The 24,870-nt window shown below is 70.2% G+C and carries 25 protein-coding genes, 1 tRNA gene and 1 pseudogene; 16 read left to right on the top strand and 11 right to left on the bottom strand.

Annotated elements, in window-relative coordinates; genetic code table 11:
• Positions 1 to 10 precede the first annotated feature (10 nt).
• Positions 11 to 103 (top strand): annotated as a pseudogene (locus tag OG966_RS08290) (zinc-binding dehydrogenase); the annotation flags it as partial.
• A 31-nt stretch (positions 104 to 134) separates the two neighbouring features.
• On the opposite strand, the gene OG966_RS08285 reads toward OG966_RS08290, so the two are convergent.
• The 3 genes from OG966_RS08285 to OG966_RS08275 all read right to left on the bottom strand — a co-directional run bounded on the left by OG966_RS08285 (position 135) and on the right by OG966_RS08275 (position 1,584).
• Entirely contained in the window at positions 135 to 452 is a 318-nt protein-coding gene (locus tag OG966_RS08285) for a DUF202 domain-containing protein (RefSeq protein ID WP_326648796.1), read from the bottom strand.
• Complete coding sequence (locus tag OG966_RS08280) at positions 449 to 847, bottom strand: YidH family protein (RefSeq protein ID WP_326648795.1); 399 nt, start codon at positions 845 to 847, stop codon at positions 449 to 451. The genes OG966_RS08285 and OG966_RS08280 overlap by 4 nt, the downstream gene beginning before the upstream one ends.
• Before the next feature lie 221 nt (positions 848 to 1,068).
• Positions 1,069 to 1,584 (bottom strand): NUDIX hydrolase, encoded by a 516-nt coding sequence (locus OG966_RS08275; protein ID WP_326648794.1) that lies wholly within the window; start codon positions 1,582 to 1,584, stop codon positions 1,069 to 1,071.
• Positions 1,585 to 1,696: 112 nt separating this feature from the next.
• Between OG966_RS08275 and OG966_RS08270 the strand changes: the two genes are divergently transcribed.
• The 3 genes from OG966_RS08270 (at position 1,697) to OG966_RS08260 (ending at position 4,823) form a co-directional block, all read left to right on the top strand.
• Positions 1,697 to 3,352, top strand: a complete 1,656-nt coding sequence (locus OG966_RS08270) for an FAD-binding dehydrogenase (RefSeq protein WP_326648793.1) — start codon at positions 1,697 to 1,699, stop codon at positions 3,350 to 3,352.
• A gap of 189 nt (positions 3,353 to 3,541) precedes the next feature.
• Positions 3,542 to 4,207 carry a molybdopterin-dependent oxidoreductase gene (locus tag OG966_RS08265; protein ID WP_326655128.1) on the top strand — a complete coding sequence of 222 codons (666 nt, stop codon included), beginning with the start codon at positions 3,542 to 3,544 and terminating at the stop codon, positions 4,205 to 4,207.
• Positions 4,179 to 4,823, top strand: a complete 645-nt coding sequence (locus tag OG966_RS08260; protein ID WP_326648792.1) for a cytochrome b/b6 domain-containing protein — start codon at positions 4,179 to 4,181, stop codon at positions 4,821 to 4,823. Before OG966_RS08265 ends, OG966_RS08260 begins: the two co-directional genes overlap by 29 nt.
• On the opposite strand, the gene OG966_RS08255 is transcribed toward OG966_RS08260, so the two are convergent.
• Both OG966_RS08255 and OG966_RS08250 read right to left on the bottom strand, forming a co-directional pair.
• Complete coding sequence (locus tag OG966_RS08255) at positions 4,809 to 6,206, bottom strand: GntP family permease (RefSeq protein ID WP_326648791.1); 1,398 nt, start codon at positions 6,204 to 6,206, stop codon at positions 4,809 to 4,811. The genes OG966_RS08260 and OG966_RS08255 overlap by 15 nt on opposite strands.
• Before the next feature lie 12 nt (positions 6,207 to 6,218).
• Entirely contained in the window at positions 6,219 to 6,728 is a 510-nt protein-coding gene (locus tag OG966_RS08250; RefSeq protein WP_326648790.1) for a gluconokinase, read from the bottom strand.
• A gap of 133 nt (positions 6,729 to 6,861) precedes the next feature.
• Between OG966_RS08250 and OG966_RS08245 the strand changes: the two genes are divergently transcribed.
• Positions 6,862 to 7,563 (top strand): FadR/GntR family transcriptional regulator, encoded by a 702-nt coding sequence (locus tag OG966_RS08245; RefSeq protein ID WP_326648789.1) that lies wholly within the window; start codon positions 6,862 to 6,864, stop codon positions 7,561 to 7,563.
• 235 nt (positions 7,564 to 7,798) lie between these two features.
• Positions 7,799 to 9,259 carry an amino acid permease gene (locus OG966_RS08240; protein ID WP_326648788.1) on the top strand — a complete coding sequence of 487 codons (1,461 nt, stop codon included), beginning with the start codon at positions 7,799 to 7,801 and terminating at the stop codon, positions 9,257 to 9,259.
• A 150-nt stretch (positions 9,260 to 9,409) separates the two neighbouring features.
• Here OG966_RS08240 and OG966_RS08235 read toward each other — a convergent pair whose 3' ends face one another.
• Entirely contained in the window at positions 9,410 to 10,354 is a 945-nt protein-coding gene (locus tag OG966_RS08235) for an RluA family pseudouridine synthase (protein ID WP_326648787.1), read from the bottom strand.
• A 193-nt stretch (positions 10,355 to 10,547) separates the two neighbouring features.
• A tRNA-Leu gene (locus OG966_RS08230) sits at positions 10,548 to 10,635 on the bottom strand.
• 187 nt (positions 10,636 to 10,822) lie between these two features.
• On the opposite strand from OG966_RS08230, the gene OG966_RS08225 reads away from it, so the two are divergent.
• From OG966_RS08225 to OG966_RS08215, 3 genes are all read left to right on the top strand, one after another.
• The gene (locus OG966_RS08225) at positions 10,823 to 12,157 is read left to right on the top strand and encodes a M20/M25/M40 family metallo-hydrolase (protein ID WP_326648786.1); all 1,335 of its coding nucleotides are present in this window, start codon (positions 10,823 to 10,825) and stop codon (positions 12,155 to 12,157) included.
• Between the two features lie 166 nt (positions 12,158 to 12,323).
• Complete coding sequence (locus tag OG966_RS08220) at positions 12,324 to 12,557, top strand: chaplin (protein ID WP_326648785.1); 234 nt, start codon at positions 12,324 to 12,326, stop codon at positions 12,555 to 12,557.
• A 155-nt stretch (positions 12,558 to 12,712) separates the two neighbouring features.
• On the top strand, positions 12,713 to 13,489 hold the full coding sequence (locus OG966_RS08215) for a chaplin (protein ID WP_326648784.1): 777 nt from the start codon (positions 12,713 to 12,715) through the stop codon (positions 13,487 to 13,489).
• A gap of 89 nt (positions 13,490 to 13,578) precedes the next feature.
• On the opposite strand, the gene OG966_RS08210 is transcribed toward OG966_RS08215, so the two are convergent.
• Positions 13,579 to 13,767: a DUF5703 family protein gene (locus OG966_RS08210; RefSeq protein ID WP_005319466.1), complete on the bottom strand. Its 189-nt coding sequence runs from the start codon at positions 13,765 to 13,767 to the stop codon at positions 13,579 to 13,581.
• 47 nt (positions 13,768 to 13,814) lie between these two features.
• On the opposite strand from OG966_RS08210, the gene OG966_RS08205 reads away from it, so the two are divergent.
• On the top strand, positions 13,815 to 14,474 hold the full coding sequence (locus tag OG966_RS08205) for a hypothetical protein (protein WP_326648783.1): 660 nt from the start codon (positions 13,815 to 13,817) through the stop codon (positions 14,472 to 14,474).
• Positions 14,475 to 14,547: 73 nt separating this feature from the next.
• On the opposite strand, the gene OG966_RS08200 is transcribed toward OG966_RS08205, so the two are convergent.
• On the bottom strand, positions 14,548 to 16,746 hold the full coding sequence (locus OG966_RS08200; protein ID WP_326648782.1) for an ATP-dependent RecD-like DNA helicase: 2,199 nt from the start codon (positions 16,744 to 16,746) through the stop codon (positions 14,548 to 14,550).
• The gene (locus tag OG966_RS08195; protein ID WP_326648781.1) at positions 16,743 to 17,726 is read right to left on the bottom strand and encodes an aldo/keto reductase; all 984 of its coding nucleotides are present in this window, start codon (positions 17,724 to 17,726) and stop codon (positions 16,743 to 16,745) included. Before OG966_RS08195 ends, OG966_RS08200 begins: the two co-directional genes overlap by 4 nt.
• 129 nt (positions 17,727 to 17,855) lie before the next feature.
• Between OG966_RS08195 and OG966_RS08190 the strand changes: the two genes are divergently transcribed.
• The gene (locus OG966_RS08190) at positions 17,856 to 18,905 is read left to right on the top strand and encodes an LLM class F420-dependent oxidoreductase (protein WP_326648780.1); all 1,050 of its coding nucleotides are present in this window, start codon (positions 17,856 to 17,858) and stop codon (positions 18,903 to 18,905) included.
• Between the two features lie 291 nt (positions 18,906 to 19,196).
• Entirely contained in the window at positions 19,197 to 19,982 is a 786-nt protein-coding gene (locus tag OG966_RS08185; protein ID WP_326648779.1) for a ferritin-like domain-containing protein, read from the top strand.
• Between the two features lie 21 nt (positions 19,983 to 20,003).
• Here the strand turns inward: OG966_RS08185 and corA are convergent, their stop codons facing one another.
• Entirely contained in the window at positions 20,004 to 20,993 is a 990-nt protein-coding gene (gene corA / locus OG966_RS08180; protein WP_326648778.1) for a magnesium/cobalt transporter CorA, read from the bottom strand.
• A gap of 59 nt (positions 20,994 to 21,052) precedes the next feature.
• Here corA and OG966_RS08175 point away from each other — a divergent pair, with 59 nt between their 5' ends.
• The 4 genes from OG966_RS08175 to mshC all read left to right on the top strand — a co-directional run bounded on the left by OG966_RS08175 (position 21,053) and on the right by mshC (position 24,796).
• A complete protein-coding gene (locus tag OG966_RS08175) occupies positions 21,053 to 21,739 on the top strand; it encodes a histidine phosphatase family protein (protein WP_326648777.1) in 687 nt (228 codons plus the stop codon).
• Between the two features lie 109 nt (positions 21,740 to 21,848).
• Positions 21,849 to 22,439 carry a DUF3090 domain-containing protein gene (locus OG966_RS08170; protein ID WP_326648776.1) on the top strand — a complete coding sequence of 197 codons (591 nt, stop codon included), beginning with the start codon at positions 21,849 to 21,851 and terminating at the stop codon, positions 22,437 to 22,439.
• Positions 22,403 to 23,230 carry an SCO1664 family protein gene (locus OG966_RS08165; RefSeq protein ID WP_326648775.1) on the top strand — a complete coding sequence of 276 codons (828 nt, stop codon included), beginning with the start codon at positions 22,403 to 22,405 and terminating at the stop codon, positions 23,228 to 23,230. Before OG966_RS08170 ends, OG966_RS08165 begins: the two co-directional genes overlap by 37 nt.
• A 336-nt stretch (positions 23,231 to 23,566) precedes the next feature.
• Positions 23,567 to 24,796 (top strand): cysteine--1-D-myo-inosityl 2-amino-2-deoxy-alpha-D-glucopyranoside ligase, encoded by a 1,230-nt coding sequence (gene mshC, locus OG966_RS08160; protein WP_326648774.1) that lies wholly within the window; start codon positions 23,567 to 23,569, stop codon positions 24,794 to 24,796.
• Positions 24,797 to 24,870: the final 74 nt, after the last annotated feature.

Here is a 24,870-nt window from a genome sequence, read left to right as displayed (position 1 = left end):
CGGATTCCCTGTGGACCGGGCCTTCCCGCTGGAGCAGGCGGCCGAGGCTCAAGCGCTGAACGCGGAGGGCCGCACCCGCGGCAAGATCGTCGTCGCCGCCGACCGGGCGGCCCGAGCCGACCGGCGGCCTGAGTTCAGACGATCACCGCGACCGCGAAACCGGCCAGGGCGACCGTGCAGGCCACGGCTGCCAGCGCGGCACGGCCCGGCAGCGCCTGCGGTCTGGGACCGGTACCCAGCGCGTGCACCCGCCGGTGGGCCACCCGCAGAAATCCCAGCCACACCAGGGCACTGCAGGCCACCGCCATGAACCCGGCAGTGCCCAGATCGCCGCCGGCCGCCTGCCGGGCAGCGAGCACGGCCGCCACGGTGAACGCCAGGGTGGTCCTGCGCCACGCCAGCCGGGTCCGCTCGGGCTGCAGCCCCGGATCCCGCTCCGGCTCGACGGTCAACGCCCGCCCTCCCAGCCGAAGAGAACGACCACCACCATCGCCACCGCGACGACGGCGATCACCATGCTCAGGAGGGTCGGGAACCGCGAAACGGGCAGATCCTCGCCCCGCCGCATCGCCCGCTCGCACCGCACCCAGTGATTCACAGCGCGCAGCGCACACAGCACCCCGGCGCCCAGCAGCCCGAGCGCCATCCCCGCGCGCAATCCCCAGGCCAGGTCCGGCAGAAACTGGTCGACCGCGAACCCGCCGCCGATCAGTGCGAGCGCCGTACGCAGCCAGGCGAGAAAGGTCCGCTCATTGGCGAGCGAGAACCGGTAGTCGGGGGTCTCGCCCTCCTCCCGCACCCGCTGGGGCGCGAACCACAGCCGCAGGCTCTGTCCGATTTCGCTCACCTGCCGCACCCTACCCGCGGAGTTGTCAGTGGCCCCGGCCACCGGGCGGCGGTACGGGGAGCCGCTGTCCGATCCTCGGCAACTCCATCCGGCAGCTGCCGAGTCGGGCCGTACGGGACGGCAGCCCGATCCCGGTCCGTGGCAGCGGCCACAGCCCCCGCGCGCTTCCCCCGGCGCCGGGCATCACCTCCGACCGGGCCCGCGATCTCGCCGACGCCCGGTCAGGAGGGCCGCGTACCCGACTCCCGCACCCGTTCGTACGCCGCGAGACCGTCCGGCACCCACTCCCACTCACCGAGCCGCCGCTCCAGCTCCTCCTCCGGCAGGAAGTCGTGCCAGGCGATCTCATCGGCCTGAGGGTGCACGGGCAGCTCGCAGCGGACCTCGTACACGGCCGACCACCAGCTCTGCTCGCCGTTCTCGTACAGGAACTTGAACAGCGGTTCGGGCCGGGGGAGTCCGCGGACCCCGAGCTCCTCCTCGGCCTCGCGCAGCGCCGCCTCGTCGTAGCTCTCGCCCGCGCCGACGACGCCGCCGACGAACATGTCGTACAGCGAAGGGAAGACAAGCTTCGTCGCCGTACGGCGGTGGACGAAGATCCGGCCCTCCGCGTCCCTGACGAGGATGAACGCACAGCGGTGGCGCATCCGGCGGGCGTATGCCTCGCCGCGCGCGGCCTGGCCTATCACCTCGTCGTTCTCGTCGACGATGTCCAGGATTTCGTCAGCGGGAGTCATGCCCCCATCCAATCACCGGCCGACCGGACTGTTGACTAGTTACTGACCCGTACCGAAGATCGGACCACCGCACGCGCCCCTGACACGGCCGAGCCCGACAAGGATGGAACTCATGGCGTACGACGCTGATGTGATCGTGATCGGGGCAGGGCTGGCAGGCCTGGTGGCCACCGCGGAGCTCGTCGACGCGGGGCGCAAGGTCATCCTTCTCGACCAGGAGCCCGAGCAGTCCATCGGCGGGCAGGCGCACTGGTCCTTCGGCGGGCTGTTCTTCGTCGACTCGCCCGAGCAGCGGCGGATGCGGATCAAGGACAGCAGGGCCCTGGCGCTCCAGGACTGGCTCGGCACTGCCGGGTTCGACCGCGACGAGGACCGGTGGCCGCGCGAGTGGGCCGAGGCATACGTCGACTTCGCCGCCGGCGAGAAGCGGGCCTGGCTGCACGCGCAGGGAATGCGGTTCTTCCCGGTGGTGGGCTGGGCCGAGCGCGGCGGATACGACGCCACCGGCCACGGCAACTCCGTACCGCGTTTCCACGTCACCTGGGGCACCGGACCCGGCGTGGTCGCACCCTTCGAACGCCGGGTCCGGGAAGGCGTCGCGCGCGGCCTGGTCCAGCTGAGGTTCCGGCACCGCGTCACCGGCCTGAGCGGCAGTGCCGGAGTGCTGGACACCGTCAGCGGCGAGGTCCTCGAGCCGTCCGCAGCCGAGCGCGGCACCGCGAGCACCCGCGAGGTGGCCGGCGCCTTCGAGTTCCGCGCGCAGGCGGTGATCGTCACCTCGGGCGGCATAGGCGGCAACCACGATCTCGTACGCGCCCAGTGGCCCGAGCGGCTCGGCACCCCGCCACGGAAGATGCTCTCCGGCGTTCCCGCGCACGTCGACGGGCTGATGCTCGGCATCGCGGAGGGCGCGGGCGCGAGCCACATCAACCGCGACCGGATGTGGCACTACACCGAGGGCATCGAGAACTGGAACCCGATCTGGGCCAGGCACGGCATCCGCATCCTGCCCGGCCCGTCCTCCCTCTGGCTGGACGCGCGCGGCAAGCGGCTGCCCGTCCCGCTCTTCCCCGGCTTCGACACGCTCGGCACGCTCGAGCACATCATGAAGTCCGGCTACGACTACACCTGGTTCGTGCTCGACCAGAAGATCATCGGCAAGGAGTTCGCACTGTCGGGCTCCGAGCAGAACCCGGATCTGACCGGGAAGTCGATCCGCGATGTGATCGGGCGCGCCAGGGCCGATGTCCCGGGCCCGGTGAAGGCTTTCATGGACAACGGCGTCGACTTCGTCGTCGAGCACGATCTCTCCGCGCTCGTACGAGGGATGAACGCACTCACCAAGGAGGCGCTGATCGACGAGGCGGAGCTGCGGCGCGAGATCACCGCGCGGGACCGGGAGATCAAGAACCGGTTCACCAAGGACCTCCAGGTCACGGCCATCCGCGGGGCCCGCAACTATCTCGGCGACAAGCTCATACGTACCGCCGCACCGCACCGCATCCTCGACCCCAAGGCCGGACCGCTCATCGCCGTGCGGCTGAATATCGTCACCCGCAAATCCCTCGGAGGCCTGGAGACCGACCTGTCCTCGCGGGTGCTCGGAGAGGACGGCGAGCCGCTGGCGGGTCTGTACGCGGCGGGCGAATCGGCCGGCTTCGGCGGCGGCGGGGTGCACGGCTACCGCTCGCTGGAGGGCACGTTCCTCGGCGGCTGCATCTTCTCGGGGCGGGCAGCGGGGCGGGCAGCGGCGAAAGCGGTGGGCTAGGGCGAATTGCGGCCCGTCAGGAGATCGAGGGCAGGCCCCGAAACGCCACTTGCCGACGGAGTGTGACGAAAGTCTGACGTGCGGCCGGTTCTTCTGGCTTCTGGAGGCCCGTGGTGTTCGAATCAAAGGGTGACCACACACCACTCCGACACCGAGGGCGCGCCCGTCGGGCGCCGCTTGGTGCTCGGCATGCTCGGCCTCGGCGCGACCGGAGTCGTGGCGGCGCCCTATCTGCAGCGCGGGCTCGAATCCTTCCTCGGCGCGGCCTCGGACAAGGACCCGACCGGTCTGAGCGGGCTGTTGCCCAACGGCGGCGGCTTCCGCTACTACTCGGTCGCCTCCTCCGTACCGCGCAAGGACGAGCGGAGCTACCGGCTGACCGTCGACGGTCTGGTCGACCGCCCGGCGACCTACACGCTGGACGCGCTGCGCAGGCTCCCGCAGACCAGGGTCGTACGCGACGTCCAGTGCGTCACCGGCTGGCGGGTCCCCGACACCCCGTTCGCGGGCGTCAAGCTGTCGCTGCTGCTGGACGCCGCGGGCGTACGCCCCGAGGCCAAGGCGATCCGCTTCAGCTGTTTCGACGGCACGTACAGCGAGAGCCTCACGCTGCCGCAGGCCCGTCGCGACGATGTGCTGGTTGCCCTGCAGATGCAGGACAAGCCGGTCAGCCACTCCCACGGCGGCCCGGTCCGGCTCTATGTCGCACCGATGTATTTCTACAAGTCGGCGAAATGGCTTTCCGGGATCACCGTCACCGACGGCGTCCGGCCCGGCTACTGGGAGGAGCGGGGCTATGACGTCGACGCCTGGGTCGGCCGGTCCAATGGCCGCACTGACACCCCCACAGTCTGAACGGCCCCCGCGGGTACGGCGGTTCAGCCGCGCCGAGCGCTGGGTGCACCGTACGACTGCCGGGCTGATGCTGCTCTGTGTGGCGACCGCCGCGGCTCTCTACGTACCTCAGATCGCCGAACTCGTCGGCCGCCGCTACCTGGTGGTCACCGTCCATGAGTGGGCCGGGCTGCTGCTGCCCGTGCCGTTCCTGCTCGGTCTCGCCTCGCCCGCCTTCCGGGCCGATCTGCGCAGGCTGAACCGCTTCGGGCCGCACGACCGGACATGGCTGCGCGCGGCCCGCCGGCGCGACCGCCGTCCCGAGTCCCGTCCCGCGGGCAAGTTCAACGCCGGGCAGAAGGTGTACGCCGCGTGGATCGCGGGCGCGGTGCTGGTGATGCTGGCGACCGGGCTGCTGATGTGGTTCACCCACCTGACCCCGCTGGTCTGGCGGACCAGCGCGACGTTCGTCCATGACTGGCTGTCGCTGACCGTCGGCATCGTGCTGGCCGGACACATCGCCATGGCGCTCGCCGACCCGGAGGCACGCAGGGGTATGCGTACCGGGTCGGTCGAGCGCCCGTGGGCGAAGCGGGAACACCCGCTGTGGCTGGACGACCGGCTAGAGGACGAGTGACAGCAGCAGTACGCAGCCGAGGCCGACCACGGAGATGATCGTCTCCATCACCGACCAGGTCTTGATCGTCTGGCCGACACTCATCCCGAAGTACTCCTTCACCAGCCAGAATCCGGCGTCGTTGACATGGCTGAAGAAGAGCGAGCCCGTGCCGATCGCCAGCACCAGCAGGGCCGCGTGCGTGGTCGACATATCGGCCGCGAGCGGCGCGACCAGACCGGCGGCTGAGATGGTCGCCACGGTCGCCGAGCCGGTCGCCAGACGGATGGCCACGGCGATGAGCCAGGCCAGCAGCAGCGCCGGAATCGACCAGCTCTTGGAGAAGTCCAGGATCATCCGGCCCACGCCGACGTCGATCAGAGTCTGCTTGAAGCCGCCGCCCGCGCCGACGATCAGCAGGATGCCCGCGATCGGGGCGAGCGACTTCTCGACGGTGGAGGAGAGCCGTTCCTTGGTGAACCCGGCCGCGCGGCCCAGCGTGAACATTCCGACGATGACCGCAGCGAGCAGGGCGATGAGCGGCGAGCCGATGACATCGGTGACACGCTGGATGCCGCTCTCCTTGTCGTCGACGACGATGTCCACGAGCGCCTTGACCAGCATGAGGACGACCGGCAGCAGCACGGTGGCCACCGTGGCGCCGAAGCCGGGACGCCGGTCCAGGTCTTCGGAAGGACGCTGCGGAATCATGCGCTCCGGCGCCGGGATGTCCACCCAGCGCGCGGCGAATCGGGAGAACACCGGACCCGCGATGATCACGGTCGGAATGGCGACCACCACACCCAGCGCCAGCGTGACGCCGAGGTTGGCGCCGATGGCGTCGATCGCGACCAGCGGCCCGGGGTGCGGCGGGATCAGCCCGTGCATCACGGAGAGGCCGGCCAGGGCCGGGATGCCGATCCGCATCAGCGAGTAGTTGCCGCGCTTGGCGACGAGCAGTACCACCGGGATCAGCAGCACGATGCCGACCTCGAAGAAGAGCGGCAGCCCGATCACCGAGGCGATGAGCACCATCGCCCACGGCATGGCGCGACCGCCGGCCCTGGCGAGGATCGTGTCGACGATCTGGTCCGCGCCGCCGGAGTCGGCGAGGAGCTTGCCGAGGATCGCACCGAGCGCGATGAGCACGCCCACACCGGCGACGGTGGTGCCGAGGCCGGTGGTGAAGCTGACTATGGCCTTGTCCAGCGGGGCGCCGGCGAACGCGCCGAGAGCCAGTGAGCCGATGGTCAGCGCCAGGAAGGCATGGACCTTGAACCTGGTGATGAGAAGGACGATGACGGCAATGCCCGCCAGGACGGCGATGCCCAACTGCGCGTTGCCGGCCGAAGTGATCGTTTCGGTGGCGTCCGCTGCCAGCGTCTCGACGCTGAGACTGGTCACGGTGGCGATTCCTTAGCTCTCGAGCCGGCGCAGCGCGGCGACGGCCCGTTCGGTTATTTCTTCCGGGGTGCCGGACACATCGACGGCGACGCCCACCTCGTCCCCGCCGAGCGGCTGGAGCGTGGCGAACTGCGAGTCCAGCAGCGCGGCGGGCATGAAGTGGCCCTTGCGCTCGGACATCCGCTGCTCCACGAGCGCCCGGTCGCCGGTGAGATGGAGGAAGACGGCACCGGGTGCGGCGGCCCGCAGCCGGTCGCGATAGACCCGCTTGAGCGCGGAGCTGGAGACCACTCCGCCCAACCCCGCCCGGCTGTGCGCCCACTGCCCGATGGCATCGAGCCAGGGCCCGCGGTCCGCGTCGTCCAGCGGGGTGCCGGCCGACATCTTGGCGATGTTCGCCGGGGGGTGGAAATCGTCGCCCTCGGCGTACGGGACGCCCAGTGCGGCGGCGAGCAGGGGGCCGATCGTGGTCTTGCCGGTGCCTGCCACGCCCATCACCACGACGACGTGGGGGGTGCTCATTTACGTGCCTCGCTGTCTTCGTCGACATCGGTCCGTCGCGCTACTGAAGCCCATTAGGTATGACGTATTCAAGAGGTCGAGACATAAACGTCATACTTTTAGATCCCGAATCGTGCCCCGATACTCTTGCCCCATGACCACTGAGGGCCGGGGCCTCCATTCCCATGTGCTGGACACCCTCGGCCTCGCGATCACCGCGGGCGAGTATCCACAGGGCAGCGTGCTGCGCACCGATGAGGTGGCGCAGCGCTTCGACGTCTCGCGCACCGTCGTCCGCGAAGTGGTCCGGGTGCTGGAGTCGATGCACCTCGTGGAGTCCCGACGCCGGGTCGGTGTGACCGTCCGCCCGACCGAGGAGTGGAACGTCTACGACCCGCGGGTCATCCGCTGGCGGCTGGCCGGCAGCGACCGCCCGCGCCAGCTGCGCTCACTGACCGTGCTGCGCTCCGCCATCGAGCCGGTCGCGGCCGGGCTCGCCGCCCGCAACGCCACCCCCGAGCAGTGCGCCGAACTCACGGAGTGCGCCCTCGGCATGGTCGCCACATCGCGCGGACACCAGCTCGAGGGGTATCTGAAGCACGACATCGCCTTCCACCGTGTCGTGCTGAACGCCTCGGGCAACGAGATGTTCGCGCGGCTCGGCGATGTGGTCGCCGAGGTCCTCGCCGGACGTACGCACCATCAGGTGATGTTCGACGACCCCGATCCGGCGGCCGTGACCCTGCATGTCCAGGTGGCCGAGGCAGTTCGTGAGGGCGACGCGGTCCGGGCCGAGGAGATCACCCGCCAGATCTCCCTCGGGGCGCTCGCCGAACTGGATGTGCTGGCGCCCTGAGGCGTTCGGAGCCGCCCACGCCCCGGAGAACCGAGCACGTGGGTGACCTTGGTTTACTGCGGCGTAACCTCTGAAACACCTCAGATCTATTCCTGCGTGAGGTTGGCCACTGCCAAAATCGCAGGGTTGCCGTGATGATGGGCCGTCGGGTTATGTGCCCTCGGGCCATGCCAGGGTGACCACCCCCCACCGGCTGCGGCCGGGCCCCCGTCCCCTCACGAAGGCGAACCTCTCCATGAGTGACCGCACCACCGCGGCCGAAACGCTCGCCGCCGGGGCACCGGCGAAGAGCTCCCCCCATGTCGACGCGGGCGACGCCGGCTACAGCAAGGATCTCAAGTCCCGCCACATCAACATGATCGCCATCGGCGGAGCGATAGGCACCGGGCTGTTCCTCGGCGCGGGCGGCCGGCTGGCCGGCGCGGGCCCTTCCCTCGCCATCGCCTACGCGGTCTGCGGCGTCTTCGCCTTCTTCGTGGTCCGCGCGCTCGGCGAGCTGGTGCTCTACCGCCCCTCGTCCGGCGCCTTCGTCTCGTACGCCCGTGAGTTCATGGGCGAGAAGGGCGCCTTCGCGGCCGGCTGGCTCTACTTCCTCAACTGGTCGACCACCGCGATCGCCGACATCACCGCGGCCGCCACCTACGCCCACTTCTGGGCCATGTTCAGCGACATCCCGCAGTGGGTCCTCGCGCTGATCGCACTCGCCGTCGTCCTCGCCGCGAACCTCATCTCGGTGAAGTACTTCGGTGAGATGGAGTTCTGGTTCGCGATCATCAAGGTGGCCGCGCTGGTCGCCTTCATGCTGGTCGGCATCTTCCTGGTGGTCACTCAGCACCCGGTCGACGGCCACACCCCCGGCTTCTCCACCATCACCGACAGCGGCGGCATCTTCCCGGTGGGCATGCTGCCGATGCTGCTGGTGATCCAGGGCGTCGTCTTCGCGTACGCCTCCGTCGAGCTGTGCGGCGTCGCCGCGGGTGAGACCGAGAGCCCCGAAAAGATCATGCCCAAGGCGATCAACTCGATCATGTGGCGTGTCGGTCTCTTCTACGTCGGCTCGGTGGTACTGCTCGCGCTGCTCCTCCCGTACACGGCGTACTCCGATGGCCAGAGCCCGTTCGTCACCGTCATGGACAAGCTCGGCGTCCCGGGCGCGGCCGGCGTGATGAACCTCGTCGTGCTGACCGCGGCGCTCTCCAGCCTGAACTCCGGTCTGTACTCCACCGGCCGCATCCTGCGCTCCATGGCGCTGTCGGGCTCCGCGCCCAAGTTCACCGGCAGGATGAACAAGGGCCAGGTGCCCTACGGCGGCATCCTGCTGACCGCCGGATTCGGTGTGCTGGGCGTCGCGCTCAACTACATCGTGCCCGGCCAGGCCTTCGAGATCGTGCTGAACTTCGCCTCGATCGGCATCCTCGGCACCTGGGGCATGATCATGCTCTGTTCGCTGCTGTTCTGGCACCGGGCACAGGACGGCCGGGTCACCCGCCCCGCCTACCGGCTGCCCTGGGCCCCGTACACCCAGATCGTCACGCTCCTCTTCCTCGCCAGCGTGGTCTTTCTGATGTGGTGGGGCGGCGGTGTGGGCCGTACGACCGTGATGTTCCTGCCGCTGATCGCGGCGGCCCTGGTCGGTGGCTGGTACCTGGTCCGCGGCCGGGTGAACTCCCTCGCGCGGGAGCGGCAGGACGCCTGACCGCGTCGTTGCAGGAGAACGGGCCCCCGCCGGAGAGAGATCCCGCGGGGGCCCGTTCCCGTACCCGTCAGCCCTGGTACGGACCGGCCACGGCGACGCGACCGCCATCGGCGACGAGTCACCTCACGTCGCGGAGTGGGCTGCGCCACATCAGCGGCTGCGCCGGGCGGCGGGCCACTGAGTCAGCCGGAGCCCGCTCTCGAAGCGGAGCGGCTCCCCTGTCACCGGATCGGTGAACTCCAGCGCCTTCGCCAGGAGTTGAAGAGGCCGGGAGTAGTCGTCGGGCCCCGCCTCCTGGACGACCGGATAGACCGGGTCGTTCAGCAGCGGAAGCCCCAGGCTGTTCATGTGGACCCGCAGCTGATGGGTGCGGCCGGTGGCCGGCAGCAGCCGGTAGAGGCCGAGCCCGGCGTGGTGCTCGAGCAGCTCGATCCGGCTCTCGCTGTTCGGCTCGCCGGGCTCCTCGCGCGCTGCCATCACCCCGCGCTCCTTCACGAGCCTGCTGCGTACGGTGCGGGGCAGCGCCACTGCCGGGTCGTACGGAGCCACCGCCTCGTACTCCTTGCGAACCTCCCGGTCCCGGAACAGGGTCTGGTACGCGCCTCGGTCCCCGGGCCGTACGACGAAGAGCGCGAGCCCCGCGGTCAGCCGGTCGAGACGGTGCGCGGGCTGCAGCTCGGGCAGTTCCAGATCGCGCCGCAGCCGGGCGAGCGCCGTCTCGGTGATGTGCCGGCCGCGCGGTGTGGTGGCCAGGAAGTGGGGTTTGTCGGCGACCACGAGACGCTCGTCGCGATGGACGATCCCGACCTCGAAGGGGACGGGCTCCTCGGGGGCGAAGTCCCGGTGGAACCAGAGGTACCGGCCGGCGGTGTAGGGCTCGTCGGCGGCGACAGGACCCTTGGTACCGACGACGCGTCCCTCACGGAACATCGCGTCGACGGCCTCGGCGCCGATGGCGCCGGCGTACCGCGCCGCGAGATGGTCGCGCACCGTCGCCCAGGCGCCGTCCGGGTCGGCGGGCAGCCGCAGTCGCACCGGGTCGATCCCGTCGCGTTGGGGGAGCGGAGCGGCCGGGGCTTTGTGTCTGCGTCTCACCGGGATGACTGTATGCCCGCTACATGGGATGCCGGTGGAACGGGGGCCGGAGCTGATGGCGCTGCCCATCCACCCTGCACCCCACTTCGGCTGCGCTCCCCGGCCACGCGCGTACCGCGGACGCACGACACTCAGACGCACGACACTCAGGGGTACACAAAAGATCCCCACGGGAATCCGTGGGGATCTTTGCTGGTGTCCGAGGGGGGACTTGAACCCCCACGCCCGATAAAGGGCACTAGCACCTCAAGCTAGCGCGTCTGCCATTCCGCCACCCGGACCAGGTGTCTGTCTCGCGGCGCTGGGCCGTTCCGACGTGGAAAACCATAGCAAACATTCGACTGTGCTCGATCACGCCCGGATCCGGTGTGACGGCCGCATGACGGCGGGCGGTCGCCCTTGGGGTACGGGGCCGGGGCGCGGGAGGATGAGGAGGAACCACCAGCAGCGACAGTGGGAGGAATCAGCGTGAGCCAGTCGAACAAGGCTGAGAGGACCAAGCCCGTTTCGGGTGAGGACGAGGTCGTCGACCTCTGCCGTGAGCTGATCCGGATCGACACCAGCAACTACGGCGACCACTCGGGCCCGGGGGAGCGGGCCGCCGCCGAGTACGTCGCGGAGAAGCTCGCCGAGGTCGGGCTCGAGCCGCAGATCTTCGAGTCCCACAAGGGCCGCGCCTCCACTGTGGCCCGTATCGCGGGTGAGGACCCGTCGAGGCCCGCGCTGCTCATTCACGGCCACACCGACGTCGTACCGGCCAACGCGGACGACTGGACGCACCACCCCTTCTCCGGCGAGATCGCGGACGGCTGTGTGTGGGGCCGGGGCGCGGTCGACATGAAGGACATGGACGCCATGACCCTGGCGGTCGTACGGGACCGGCTGCGCAGCGGCCGAAAGCCCCCGCGCGACATCGTGCTGGCCTTCCTCGCCGACGAGGAGGCCGGCGGCACGTACGGCGCCCGGCACCTGGTCGACAAGCACCCCGATCTCTTCGAGGGTGTGACAGAGGCGATCGGCGAGGTCGGCGGCTTCTCCTTCACCGTCAACGAGAATCTGCGGCTCTATCTCGTCGAGACGGCGCAGAAGGGCATGCACTGGATGCGGCTCACTGTGGAAGGCACCGCCGGCCACGGGTCGATGACCAACAACGACAACGCCATCACCGAGCTCTGCGAGGCGGTCGGGCGGCTGGGCCGGCACAAGTGGCCGGTCAGGATGACCAAGACCGTACGGTCCTTCCTCGACGAGCTCTCCGACGCGCTCGGCACACCGCTCGACCCCGAGGACATGGAGGCGACGCTCGCCAAGCTCGGCGGCATCGCCAAGATGATCGGCGCCACGCTGCGCAACTCCGCCGCCCCCACCATGCTCGGCGCCGGCTACAAGGTGAACGTGATCCCCGGGCAGGCGACCGCACATGTCGACGGGCGCTTCCTGCCGGGCTACGAGGAGGAGTTCCTGACCGACCTCGACCGGCTGCTCGGCCCAAGGGTCAAGCGCGAGGACGTGCACGGGGACAAGGCGCTCGAGACCAGCTTCGACGGGGATCTCGTCGACGCCATGCAGATCGCGCTCAAGGCCGAGGACCCGATCGCCCGGGCCGTCCCGTACATGCTTTCCGGCGGTACCGACGCCAAGTCCTTCGACGACCTCGGCATCCGCTGCTTCGGCTTCGCGCCGCTCAAGCTGCCGCCGGAGCTGGACTTCGCGGGCATGTTCCACGGGGTCGACGAGCGGGTTCCGGTGGACGGTCTGAAGTTCGGCGTTCGGGTGCTCGACCGATTCCTGGACCAGTGCTGAACCGCGGCGGATGAGATCTGCTGAAAGGGAACTCCAATAATCGCCATTGCGTACGTGCTTGACTGAAAAGAGTGAATGGGGCCGTCGGCTCGTAGCCCCGTTCGCTCCTCCTCGTTACAGGTGATGCGGTCCGCGGCTGGGATCGCATTGCCAACAAGGAGGAACAATGATCAAGAAGGTCGTCGCTGCTGCGGCTGCCACCGGTGGTCTGGTGCTCGCTGGTGCGGGTGTGGCCATGGCCGACGCGGGTGCCCAGGGTGCTGCTGTTGGCTCCCCCGGTGTGCTCTCCGGCAACGTCATCCAGGTGCCTGTCCACGTGCCGGTGAACGCGTGCGGCAACACGGTCTCTGTGATCGGGCTGCTGAACCCCACCTTCGGCAACACCTGCGTCAACGAATGACGTTGTGACTCGACCCGTATGGGTCTGGGTTTGAACTGGTTTGAACTCGAGCGGCCCCGGAGTGCGCGCCACGCACTCCGGGGCCGTCCGGGCATTCCACCCCCGGGTACCGACGCCCGTGGGTATTCCTGAAGCAGAAGGCAGGGATTCAACCTATGCGACAGATCACGCGCAAGGGCCTGATCACCATGGCGGCGGCGGGCGGCGTACTCGCCCTCGGCGGCGGCTATGCGAACGCGGACGCCGGTGCCACCGGAAGCTCGTCGAATTCGCCGGGCGTGCTGTCCGGAAACACGGTCCAGGCTCCGGTGCATGTTCCCGTCAATGTGTGCGGGAACACCGTGAACGTCATCGCGCTGCTCAACCCCGTCAGCGGCAACGCCTGCAGCAACGAGTCCGACGGCGGGGACGGGCAGGGCACTGGAGCCCACGCGGTCGGGCAGACCAGCGACTCTCCCGGTGTCCTCTCGGGCAACACCGTGCAGGCACCGGTCGACGTCCCCGTGAACGCCTGCGGGAACGCCGTCACCGTCGGTGGCCTCGGCAACACCGCCGCGGACAACGGCTGCGCCAACGGCTCGAGCGTTTCCACCCAGCCGCAGAACCCGAACACCCCGAGCACGCCGAACACCCCGAGCACGCCGAACACCCCGAGTACCCCGAACACCCCGAGCACGCCGAACACCCCGAGCACGCCGAACACGCCGAACACCCCGAGCACGCCGAACACCCCGAGCACGCCCACCACGCCCGCAACGCCGGTCACCCCGGCCGTGCCGAACACTCCCGGCCCGCAGACCCTCACCCCGCCCAAGAGCACCGACCAGCTCGCGCAGACCGGTTCCGGTCCGCTCGACATGCTGGTCCCGGCCGGTGCGGGTCTGCTGCTGGCGGGTGCGGTGCTGTACCGCCGGGCCCGCGCCTCGGCGTAGTCCAGCGGTCGCAGCGGTATAAGTCGCAGCACAAATGGCACGAAACGGAGCGGGTCCCGCGTACGCGGGGCCCGCTCCGCCTCATTCGCTCACCAGGTGGCGCGCACCTGACGGATGATGCGCCGGCGCAGCCGCACCCTGCGGCTGCCGTCCCGGTGCAGACTCAGTCGGTCCAACTCCCAGTGTCCGTACTCGGCATGGTCGGTCAGCAGACGGGTCGCTTCCTTGCGGGAGACCCCGCGCGGTACATACACGTCGACAAATTCGTATTCCGGCATCGCATCTATTGTGCGGGCAGAGCCCAGGTACGGATAGCGTCTGCAGTATGTCTGATGCTGCGCAGCCCACCGCTGCCGAGGTACGTGCCGCCGCCGAGGCGGTCAAAGCCGCACTGGACCGTCACCTCGAGGCGGTCGAACGCCGCACGGGCGAGGACGACCCGGCCGTCTACGACGCGTTCAACGCCCTCGCCGCGGCGGCGGAGGCGTACGACGAGCGGCTCTACGACCGCTATGACGAGGTGACGCCGTTCGAGATCCCCGGCGCGGACGATTCACTGCCGCCGTACGCGGGTCCCGAGGAGCCGAGCGCGCTGAGCGTGCTGATCCGCCGCGACTACGCGGTGGTGGAGCCACAGCGTCTGCTTTCCCAGGCGCAGCGCATCGCCGACCTGGACCCCGAGGACGACCGGCCGGAGAACGCCCCGGTGGTCGGCACGAGCGTGCACGCGGCACTCGGCGTGCTCTTCGGCGAGTACGAACCGGACGAAATCGCTTCCCGGCACAAGGAGTTCGGTCTGGAGGAGGGCGACTCCACGCTGTGGGTGTCGGCCTCGGACGACACTCCCGAACCGGGCGAATGGCTGAGCACACCCTTCGACCAGGCAGATCCGCAGCGGGTCGTCTGCCGCTTCGACGTCAGCTCGGTCTTCGACGAGGACGAGCTGGCCGAGGAGCTGGATGACCTCGACGAAGTGGAGTCCTGACCGCACTGCCCCTGTGACCCGCAGCCCGGGTCCCGCCTCGTCGAGGAGGCAGGACCCGGGCTGTCGCGCGAGCTCAGGGCGTCGGCGTCGCGAGCAGCCCCTCGAGCAGCGTCCGCAGTCGCGTCGTGCGGTGCTGGGGCGCCCCCTCCGCCACCGCGCGTGGCAACGCCTGATCCACGCCGTGCACCACGGACAGATGGCGCTCGGCGCGGCTGAACGCGGTGTACACCCATGGACGGCTCAGCCCTTGCGCCGCGTCGCCCGGCAGCACCACGACCGCCGCGGGCCAGCGCATTCCCACGGCCTGGTGCGCCGTCAGTGCCCAGCCATGGCGCACCGCCGATTCGACCCGCTCCTTCGGTACGACGAGGGGCGTGCCGTCGCAGTCGAGATGCAGGCCCCCGGCGTCCGCCGAGACGACCGTGCCGGTCAGTGTCCTGCCGAGAGCAGGCGCGTAGGCGACCTTGTCGCCCGGGTCGAAGCCGCCGAACCGGCCCGGACCGGCGTTCAGCCGCTCCTTGAGCGCGGCGTTGAGCGCGCGGGTCCCGGCGGAGCCGCCATGACCCACTGTGATGACCTGGGTCTGCTCGGTCGGCACGCCGATGGCCCGCGGCACCGAGTCCGCGACGAGCTGCACCGTACGGTGAACCGCCTCTCCCGCGTCACGCACCGGGACGATGACGACCTCCTTGCCGGGTGCCGCCACCTGGGTCAGCTCGCCGATGCCGATGCCGGAGACAAGCTCCCCGATCGGGCCGGGGTCCGGCGTCCGCGAGTTGATCTGCGGGCACACGCCGGCCGCCAGGACATCGGCGAACACCCGGCCCGCGCCCGCCGAGTACAGCACGCCGGGATCGCCGCTCAGCACCAGTCGGCTGCCGTCCGGCATCGACTCCACCAGCATCGCCGCAGTCTCCACGTCAAGCTGCGGTGCGTCCAGCACGATCAGGAGATCGAGCGCGAACGCCCCGTCCTCGTCCCTGCCGGGACCCTCCGCACCGGACAGCAGCCCGGAGACGGTGACCGCCGCAGGACCGAGCCGCCGACTGCCGTCCTCGCTGTGGACCGCGACGACCGCGCGCAGTCCGAGCGCACCGGCGGCCCCGGCCGACGCGACCGGCTCGGCCCGCGCCGCCTCCCCGCCCGTGTGCACGACCAGACCGCTCGCGGCGATCGCACGGATGAGCTCGGTGGGCTCAGCCTCATGCCACCTGGCGTCCGCACCGGCCTTGGCAAGCCGCGCCAGGCCGTCAGCGAGACTCTCCTCGGCGAGTGCGTACCGGTCGAGCCCCAGTAGTACCGGCACCGCCGACTGCTCGGACTCCTCCCCGTCCGCGCCCTGCCCGGTCTCCTCGGTCTCCTCGACACCGTCCTGGAACACCAGCACGGCACCTTCGGCGATTGCCTGCTGCAGTGCTTCGTCGGGATCGGGCACCGACCGCTCTGCCAGCGCCGCGCGTACGGCCGAGGACTCCACCGCGGTGTGGCCCTGCAGTGCCGCGCGCTCCAGCTGCCAGGCGACGAGTGCCGCCGCCCGGCGCTCGTCCCCCGGGCCGCACTCGGCGCCGAGAAGCGCTCGCGCGAAGCCGTCGGCCTGCTCCGGCCGGACGCCGGGCACGGACAGCAGCCGCCACGGATCCTCGCGCAGCATGTCCGCGGCCTGCTCCCCGAGCACGTCCGCGACCTGGGCCGCCAGCGCCGCGGGTGCGCCGCCCTGCGAGAGCACGGTCTGCACCGTCGTCACGGTCTCCGGAGCCGTGGCCCGCGGGGTCCGCACAGGCTGCGGAACGCGGGGCCGTACGGGCTCCGCGGTCGGAGCGGCACGTCTGGGCGCGGGGGCGGGGGAGTCGAAGAACGCGGTGCCGGCCTTCTCACCGCTCTCCACGGCCCGCACCGCCGCGAGCAGATCGGCGGCCGTGCCGCTCAGCTTGGTGCCGCTCTCGATGGGCCCCGCCTTCTCGGCCTTCCGGTGCTCGATCCGGGCCAGCAACTCCCGCTGCGCGGCGAGCTCCGCCTCGGCCTCGGAGCGCTCGGCCGCTTTCCCGGCCGCTGTCGTCCCGCCTTCCGCTTTCTCGGCCTCCGCTTCCTCGGCCACCGCAGCTTCCGCCTGCTCGGCCTCCGATGTGCCGGCTTCCGGCGCGTCCCCCTCGGGCACGTCCGCCTCGGCGGCGCCCGATGCCGCCGGTCCGGCGGCCTCGTCCGCGGTCTCGTCCGCGGCAGCGCGGGCCTCGTCCGCGGGTCCGGGGGTCGTCCCCCGGGAAGGCACAGTCACAGCGTGCTCCAGTCCTGGTCGGGATAGCGGTGCACGGGCGCCGACACATCGTCGAGCGCCTGGCAGATCTCGTCAGGAAGAGTAAGGGTCTCCACTGACAATGCCGCCGCGAGCTGCTGCGCGTTGCGCGCGCCGACGATCGGGGCCACCACACCCGGCCTGTCCCGCACCCAGGCCAGCGCCACCTGCAGCGCCGTCGCGGCGAGCCCGTCCGCCGCCGTCGCCACCGCGTCCACGATCCGGCTCGCCGCCTCGTCGAGATACGGTTCCACGAACGGCGCCAACTGCTCCGACGCGCCCCGCGAATCCGCCGGAGTGGCATGCCGGTACTTTCCGGTCAGCACCCCGCGCCCCAGCGGCGACGACGGCAGCAGACCGACTCCCAGGTCGAGAGCGGCCGGCAGCACCTCCCGCTCCACCCCGCGCTGCAGCAGCGAGTACTCCATCTGCGTACTGGCCAGCCGGGTCCGCACTCCCGGCGAGGCCAGCTGCCAGGTCGCCGCCTTCGCCAGCTGCCAGCCGCAGAAGTTCGACACTCCCGCGTACCGGGCGCGCCCGCTGCCGACCGCGATGTCCAGCGCCTGGAGCGTCTCCTCCAGCGGGGTGCCCGGGTCGAAGGTGTGGACCTGCCAGATGTCGACATAGTCCGTCCCGAGCCGCTCCAGCGAGGCGTCCAGCGCCGACAGCAGATGCCCTCGCGAGCCGTCGAAACGCCGGTCCGGGTCGGGGACGCTGCCCGCCTTCGTCGCGATGACCAGTTCTCGCCGAGGTACGAGCCGCTCGACGAGCTGCCCGAGCAGATACTCCGAATCTCCACCGCCGTACACATCTGCGGTGTCGACCAGCGTCCCGCCCGCCTCCCAGAACGCTTTCAACTGGTCGGCAGCGTCGTGCTCATCGGTGTCCCGACCCCAGGTAAGGGTGCCGAGCCCGATCCGGGACACGCGCAGGCCGGTACGGCCGAGATGCCTCTGCTCCATGGGCGCTGAGATTACTGGCCGGCGGCCCACCCGGAGTAAGCCTGTGGACAACCTCCCCCTGACGGATCCTGTGAACCCGCGCTAGAGTCCCCGGAACAGGGACGTTACTGATCAGTAAGAGGAGCGCTTATGCGGCTCGGCATCAACCTCGGCTACTGGGGCGCGGGGATGGACGGAGACAATCTCGCCGTCGCCAAGGAGGCCGACCAGCTCGGCTACGACGTCTGCTGGGCCGCAGAGGCGTACGGCTCCGACGCCCCCACCGTGCTCACCTGGGTCGCCGCCCAGACCGAGCGCATCGACGTCGGCTCCGCGATCATGCAGATCCCGGCCCGCCAGCCCGCGATGACCGCGATGACGGCCGCCACGCTCGACTCGCTCTCCGGCGGCCGCTTCCGGCTCGGCCTCGGTGTCTCCGGCCCGCAGGTCTCCGAGGGCTGGTACGGCATCAAGTTCGACAAGCCGCTCTCCCGCACCCGCGAGTACGTCGAGATCGTCCGCAAGGCGATGACTCGCGAGCGCCTCTCGTACGAGGGAGAGCACTGGACGCTCCCGCTGCCGGGCGGTCCGGGCAAGCCGATCAAGCTCACCGTCCACCCGGAGCGCGAGCACATCCCGCTCTACATCGCCGCGATCGGCCCCAAGAACCTGGAGCAGACGGGCGAGATCGCCGACGGCGCCCTGCTGATCTTCCCGTCCGCCGACCATCTCGAGGACACCGCGCTCAAGCACCTGCGCGCGGGCCGTGAGAAGGCCGGAAAGACCATGGAAGGCTTTGACGTCTGTCCGACGCTGCCGCTCGCGATCGGCGACGACGTCGCCGGACTGGCCGACATGTTCCGTCCGTACACCGCCCTGTACGTCGGCGGCATGGGCAGCCGCAAGCAGAACTTCTACAACCAGCTTGCGCAGCGCATGGGCTACGAGAAGGAAGCCGCCGAGATCCAGGACAAGTACCTGGCCGGCGACAAGGCAGGCGCGGCGGCGGCCGTCCCGCACCAGCTGATCGACCAGACGGCGCTGCTGGGGTCCGTGGACCGGATCGCCGATCGGATGCAGGCGTACGCCGCTGCCGGAGTCACCACGCTGACCCTGGCTCCGGCCGGCTTCACGCTCGACGAGCGGATCACGGCACTGAGGGCGGGCACCGAGGCCCTGGAGCGTGCCGGCCTCGCGTAAGACGTGCCGGCCTCGCGTAAGACGTGCCGGCCTCGCGTAAGAAAGGTGCGCCTGCAACTCGGGTGAGCGGCGCTCGTACGCAACTGGAGAGGTCTGCGGCCGTGGAGGGGGCTCGGGGGTCTTCCCCGCCACGGCCGTCACGCAGCACAACGCGCGAAAGCCGGTCCTGGTTACTCCCGCGCGCCTCCCTGTCGTCCGCCGTTCGGCGCAGTTGTGCCGCTTACCTGTTGCCCCGCCTCCCGTGCCGCCTTTGACTTGTTCTTTGCGGACGCTCTCACGGAGGAGGAAGTGATGCTCTCGGCTCGAAGTCTCTTCCAGGAAATCATCGACGACGACGATGCCTTCCAGCTCTTCTGCTCGATCGCCGCCAGCGGCGAGGCGCAGGGCGGCTGGGAGAACGGCCGTATCGCCGCCCTCGTGCCTGAGAGCATGTCTGCCCTCGCGCCGAAGATCACCCGGCACGGCGCCGACGAGGACAAGCACGGCCGGCTCTTCAACGCACTTCTCAAGAAGCGGCAGCTCGCGCCGGTCGACGTCCCGGCCGAGACCGACTACACGATATTGCTGGAGAAGCGGGGCATCGGTCTCACCCACGCGAAGCTGAGCCGCGACGAGCCGCTGAGCGAACGGGACATCATCGTCTATCTCTCGCACAGCAGGGTCACCGAACAGCGGGCCGCCGACCAGATGGACATGCTGGTGAAGTACTTCGGCGACCACCCCGAGCTCGGCAGGGCGATCAGAATGATCTGCGACGACGAGGCCAACCATCTGGCGTACTGCCACGAGGAGTTGCTCCGCCTCGTCGCCGAGGGGCACGGCCGTACGATCCAGCGGGTGTTGCGCGAGAGCGCCCTCGCCGAGATCAGGGTCTACCGCGATGTCAGCCTTGCCGTGATGGGCCACATGGGACGTCTGCTGCACTGGCCCGCGGCCAAGTCGGCCGCGCTCGCCGCGGGTATCCACACCATGTACGCGTACGAGAGGCTCGGCGGCTGGCACCGGATGGTGGGCCTGGAGATGCCGCAGCGTCGCGGCGCCCTCGACGGACCGGCCACCGCGGCGCCCGCTTTCTAGCTCCTTTGAAGCCGCAGAGCCCTACAGCCAGCCGCGCCGCTTGAACAACCGGAACAGCCCGTAGACCGCCCCCGCCATGAACAGCAGCACCACCGGATACGCCCACACCCACCGCAGCTCAGGCATGTGCTCGAAATTCATGCCGTAGATGCCCGCGACCATCGTGGGAACCGCGACCATGGCCGCCCACGCCGAGATCTTGCGCATATCGTCGTTCTGCCGCACGCCCATCTGCGCGAGATGGGCGGACAGGACGTCCGACAGCAGCCGGTCCAACCCCTCCACCTGCTCGTTCACTCGGGTCAGATGGTCGCTGACGTCCCGGAAGAACGGCTGTGCATGCTTATGGACGAACGGCACGCCCGCGCTCGCGAGACGGACCATCGGAGCCGCCAGCGGCGCGGCGGCGCGGCGGAACTCCAGCACCTGCCGCTTGAAGGTGTAGATCCGTACCGCGCTGTTGCGCGTGCTGCCGACGGGTGCGAAGACCTCGGTCTCCAATTCCTCCAGGTCCACCTGGAGCTCGCTGACCACATCGATGTAATGGTCGACGACCGCGTCACTGATCGCGTACAGCACAGCCGTCGGGCCGTGCTTGAGAACCTCGGGCTCGTTCTCCATACGCAGCCGTACGTCGTGCAACGGCGCGCTCTCACCGTGTCGCACGGTAACCACGAACGAGTCGCCGATGAAGACCATCAGCTCGTCGGTGGAGACGGCGTCGCTCTGGGGCTCGTACACCACCGGCTTGAGAACCACGAAGAGCGAGTCGTCATACACCTCGAGCTTGGGGCGCTGGTGAGCGTTGAGCGCGTCCTCCACCGCCAGGGGGTGCAGCCCGAACTCCGCCGCGACGTGGTCGAACTCCTTCTCGGTCGGCTCGTAAAGACCGATCCAGAGAAAGGCGTCCCCGGCGGCCCGTGCCTCGGCCAGAGCATCCGACAAGTCGGACGGGCCTTCGGTTCGGCGCCCGCCGCGGTAAATGGCACAGTCCACGATCACGGCGTGCATTCTTCCCTGCATGTGGCCCGGACGCACCCCCGGGCGCCGGGCCGCCTAGGCTGACGGGCATGGCCACGCTGATCCTCGTACGCCACGGACGCTCCACCGCCAACACCGCGGGGGTGCTCGCAGGCTGGACGCCGGGCGTCTCCCTCGACGAGCGCGGTGCGGCGCAGGCAGCCGCGCTGCCGGAGCGACTCGCCGCCGTGCCGCTCGCCGCGGCCGTCTCCAGCCCGCTGGAGCGCTGCGTGCAGACCCTGCGACCGCTGCTGGAGGCCCGGCCGGGTCTTGAGCTGCACACCGACGAACGGATCGGCGAGTGCCACTACGGCGACTGGTCCGGGCGCAAGCTCGCGGAGCTCGCCGACGAGCCGCTGATGGAGGTCGTGCAGCAGCATCCGTCCGCGGCGGCGTTCCCGGGCGGCGAGTCGATGCGGGACATGCAGGCGCGTGCCGTCGACGCCGTACGCGACTGGAACGCGCGCATCGACGCCGCGCACGGCGAGGACGCGGCCTATGTGATGTGCTCGCACGGAGACATCATCAAGTCCCTGGTGGCCGATGCCCTCGGTATGCACCTCGATCTGTTCCAGCGGATCCATGTGGAACCGTGTTCCGTGACAGCGATCCGTTACACCCGCACTCGCCCGTTCCTTCTGCGCCTCGGTGACACCGGGGACTTCGGCTCGCTGGCGCCGCGCGAGAACGCCGGTGGCGGGGCCGGAGTCGTCGGGGGCGGCGCGGGCGCACCGTGATCGCCGCGCGCAGTAGGGTGGACGGGCCGAAAACCCGTATGCCCACCCGATAGCCGTCCGAAGTCGTACGACAGTCGTCGATACCGACCGATCCCAAGGGAGACAGAACGTGTCCCGTCAGGTGTTCCTCTACGACCCGCCGGACCGCTTCGTGGCCGGTACGGTCGGGCTGCCTGGACGCCGTACGTTCTTCCTGCAGGCTTCCTCGGCGGGGCGCACCACCAGCGTCGCTCTGGAGAAGACCCAGGTGGCCGCACTCGCCGAGCGGATCGACGAGCTGCTGGACGAGGTCGTGCGCCGGACCGGGGGCAATGCGCCGGTGCCCGCTGTCGCGCCCGCCGACGTCGCCGACACCGCGCCGCTCGACGCGCCGGTGGAGGAGGAATTCCGGGTCGGCACGATGGCGCTGGCATGGGACGGCGAGGAACAGCGCATGATCGTCGAGGCGCAGGCGCTGGTGGAGCTGGACGCGGACTCCGAGGAGGACCTCGCGGAGGCCGAGGAGCGGCTGCTGCAGGACGAGGAGAACGGTCCGCCGATGCTCCGCGTCCGGCTGACCGGAGCGCAGGCCAGGGCCTTCGCCAAACGCGCGCTGGACGTGGTGAACGCCGGCCGGCCGCCGTGCCCGCTGTGCAGCCTGCCGCTCGATCCGGAAGGACACGTATGCCCGCGCCAGAACGGATACCGCCGGGGCGCGTGACCTCGGGGGACCTGCGCACCCTGCTGACCAAGGGTGAGCTCACCGTGCGCGGACGGATTCGTGAGGCGTCCAACGCGGTGCTGTACTGCTCCGTCTCGCACGAGGGCGAGGAGGCCCACTGCGTCTACAAGCCGATCGCCGGGGAGCGGCCGCTGTGGGACTTCCCGGACGGGACGCTGGCGCAGCGCGAGGTGGCGGCGTACGAGCTCTCGGAGGCGACCGGATGGGGCCTGGTGCCGCCCACGGTCCTGCGCGACGGCCCGTACGGCGAGGGCATGGTCCAGCTCTGGATCGAGGCGGACCCGTCGGCGTCCCTGCTGGGCCTGGTCGAGGACGAGGAGCCGGGCGAGGGCTGGAAGGCGGTGGGCTTCGCGGAAGTGGGCGCTGGCCGTACGGCGCTGCTGGTCCACGCGGACGATGTGCGGCTGCGGCGGCTGGCGGTGCTGGACGCGGTGATCAACAACGGTGACCGCAAGGGCGGGCATCTGCTGCCGACGGCGGACGGCGGCCTGTACGCGATCGACCACGGGGTCACGTTCAACGTGGAGGACAAGCTGCGGACGCTGCTGTGGGGGTGGGCCGGGGAGCGGCTGCCGTCCGAGGCGACGCAGGCCCTGGCCGCGCTCACGGTCGCCCTGACCGACGGCGAACCGCTCGCCACCCGTCTGGCGGAACTGCTGACGGCGGCGGAGGTGGAGGCGCTGCGGGAGAGGGTTGCCGGGCTGAAGGAGTCGGGGCGGCATCCGGGGCCGTCGGGGGAGTGGCCGGCGATTCCGTGGCCGCCGGTGTAGATGGCTGTTCCCCTGACCGGTCCCTTTCCGGAAACCGGGGGGCAGGCCCTGGGCGCCGATGGCGCAAGACGTGGGAGTGATGCCCCCCACACCCCGGGAGCGCCGACTTCGCGCTCGGCTTGAGCCCTGGTGCCGTCCGCTTCGCGGCGCGGGACCTTGCACGCCCGGGGCGTCGGCTGCGCCTCGCACGACAACGCACCCGGTCCCCGGAGCGGCAGCTCCACGGCGGCCGACCCCACGCGCGGCCACCGGCCCGTGACCGGGCACACGAACCCCAGTCAGCAGTTGGCATGATCCGGGTCGTATGCGGAACACCCGTCCGGTTAGGCTCATGACATGCATGCCTGGCCCGCTTCTGAGCTCCCCGCCCTGCCTGGCAAGGGCCGCGACCTACGGATCCACTCCACCGCGACCAGGGGTCTTGTGACCCTCGACCCCGGTCCCGTCGCCCGTATCTATGTCTGCGGCATTACGCCGTACGACGCGACCCATATGGGTCACGCGGCGACCTACAACGCGTTTGACCTGGTTCAGCGCGTGTGGCTCGACACCAAGCGGCAGGTTCACTACGTCCAGAACGTGACCGACGTCGACGACCCCCTGCTCGAGCGGGCGATCCGCGACGGGCACGACTGGACCGAGCTCGCCGAGCGGGAAACCGCCCTCTTCCGCGAGGACATGACCGCTCTCCGAATGCTTCCGCCGCAGCACTACATCGGCGCTGTCGAGGCGATACCAGGCATCGTGCCGCTCGTCGAGCGGCTCCGGGACGCCGGTGCCGCGTACGAGCTCGAAGGCGACGTGTACTTCTCCGTGGAGGCCGATCCGCACTTCGGGGAGGTGTCCCACCTCGACGCCGAGGCCATGCGGCTGCTCTCCGCCGAGCGCGGCGGCGACCCCGACCGGCCCGGTAAGAAGAACCCGCTCGACCCGATGCTCTGGATGGCCGCCCGTGAGGGCGAGCCGAGCTGGGACGGCGGCACCCTCGGCCGCGGCCGGCCCGGCTGGCACATCGAGTGCGTGGCCATCGCCCTGGACCACCTCGGCATGGGCTTCGACGTGCAGGGCGGCGGCTCCGATCTCGCCTTCCCGCACCACGAGATGGGCGCCTCGCACGCGCAGGCGCTCACCGGTGAGTACCCCTTCGCCAAGGCGTACGTCCACGCCGGCATGGTCGCGCTCGACGGCGAGAAGATGTCCAAGTCCAAGGGCAACCTCGTCTTCGTCTCCAGGCTGAGGCGAGACGGCGTGGACCCGGCGGCGATCCGGCTGGCGCTGCTCTCGCACCACTACCGGGCCGACTGGGAGTGGACCGACGCCGTACTCGACGAGGCGGTCGAGCGGCTCGGGCGCTGGCGCGCGGCCGTCTCGCGGCCCGACGGGCCGTCCGCCGACGCCCTCGTCGAGGAGATCCGCGACGCCCTCGCGAACGACCTCGACGCCCCCGCCGCGCTCGTCGCCGTCGACCGCTGGGCAGCGCTCCAGCAGTCCGACGGCGGTACGGACGAGGGCGCGCCCGGCCTCGTGTCCCGCGCCGTCGACGCCCTCCTCGGCGTAGCCCTGTAAACCCCTCCGGCCGCTCCTGGGCGTGCGACAAGTCCAGGAGCGGCCGGACACAAGTCCATGGTCGTGTCCGTGCC

This window comes from Streptomyces sp. NBC_01750 (genome assembly GCF_035918095.1).
Classification (GTDB): domain Bacteria; phylum Actinomycetota; class Actinomycetes; order Streptomycetales; family Streptomycetaceae; genus Streptomyces.
Note: the sequence above shows the minus strand (reverse complement) of the source record. Positions and strands in the feature narration are given on the sequence as shown.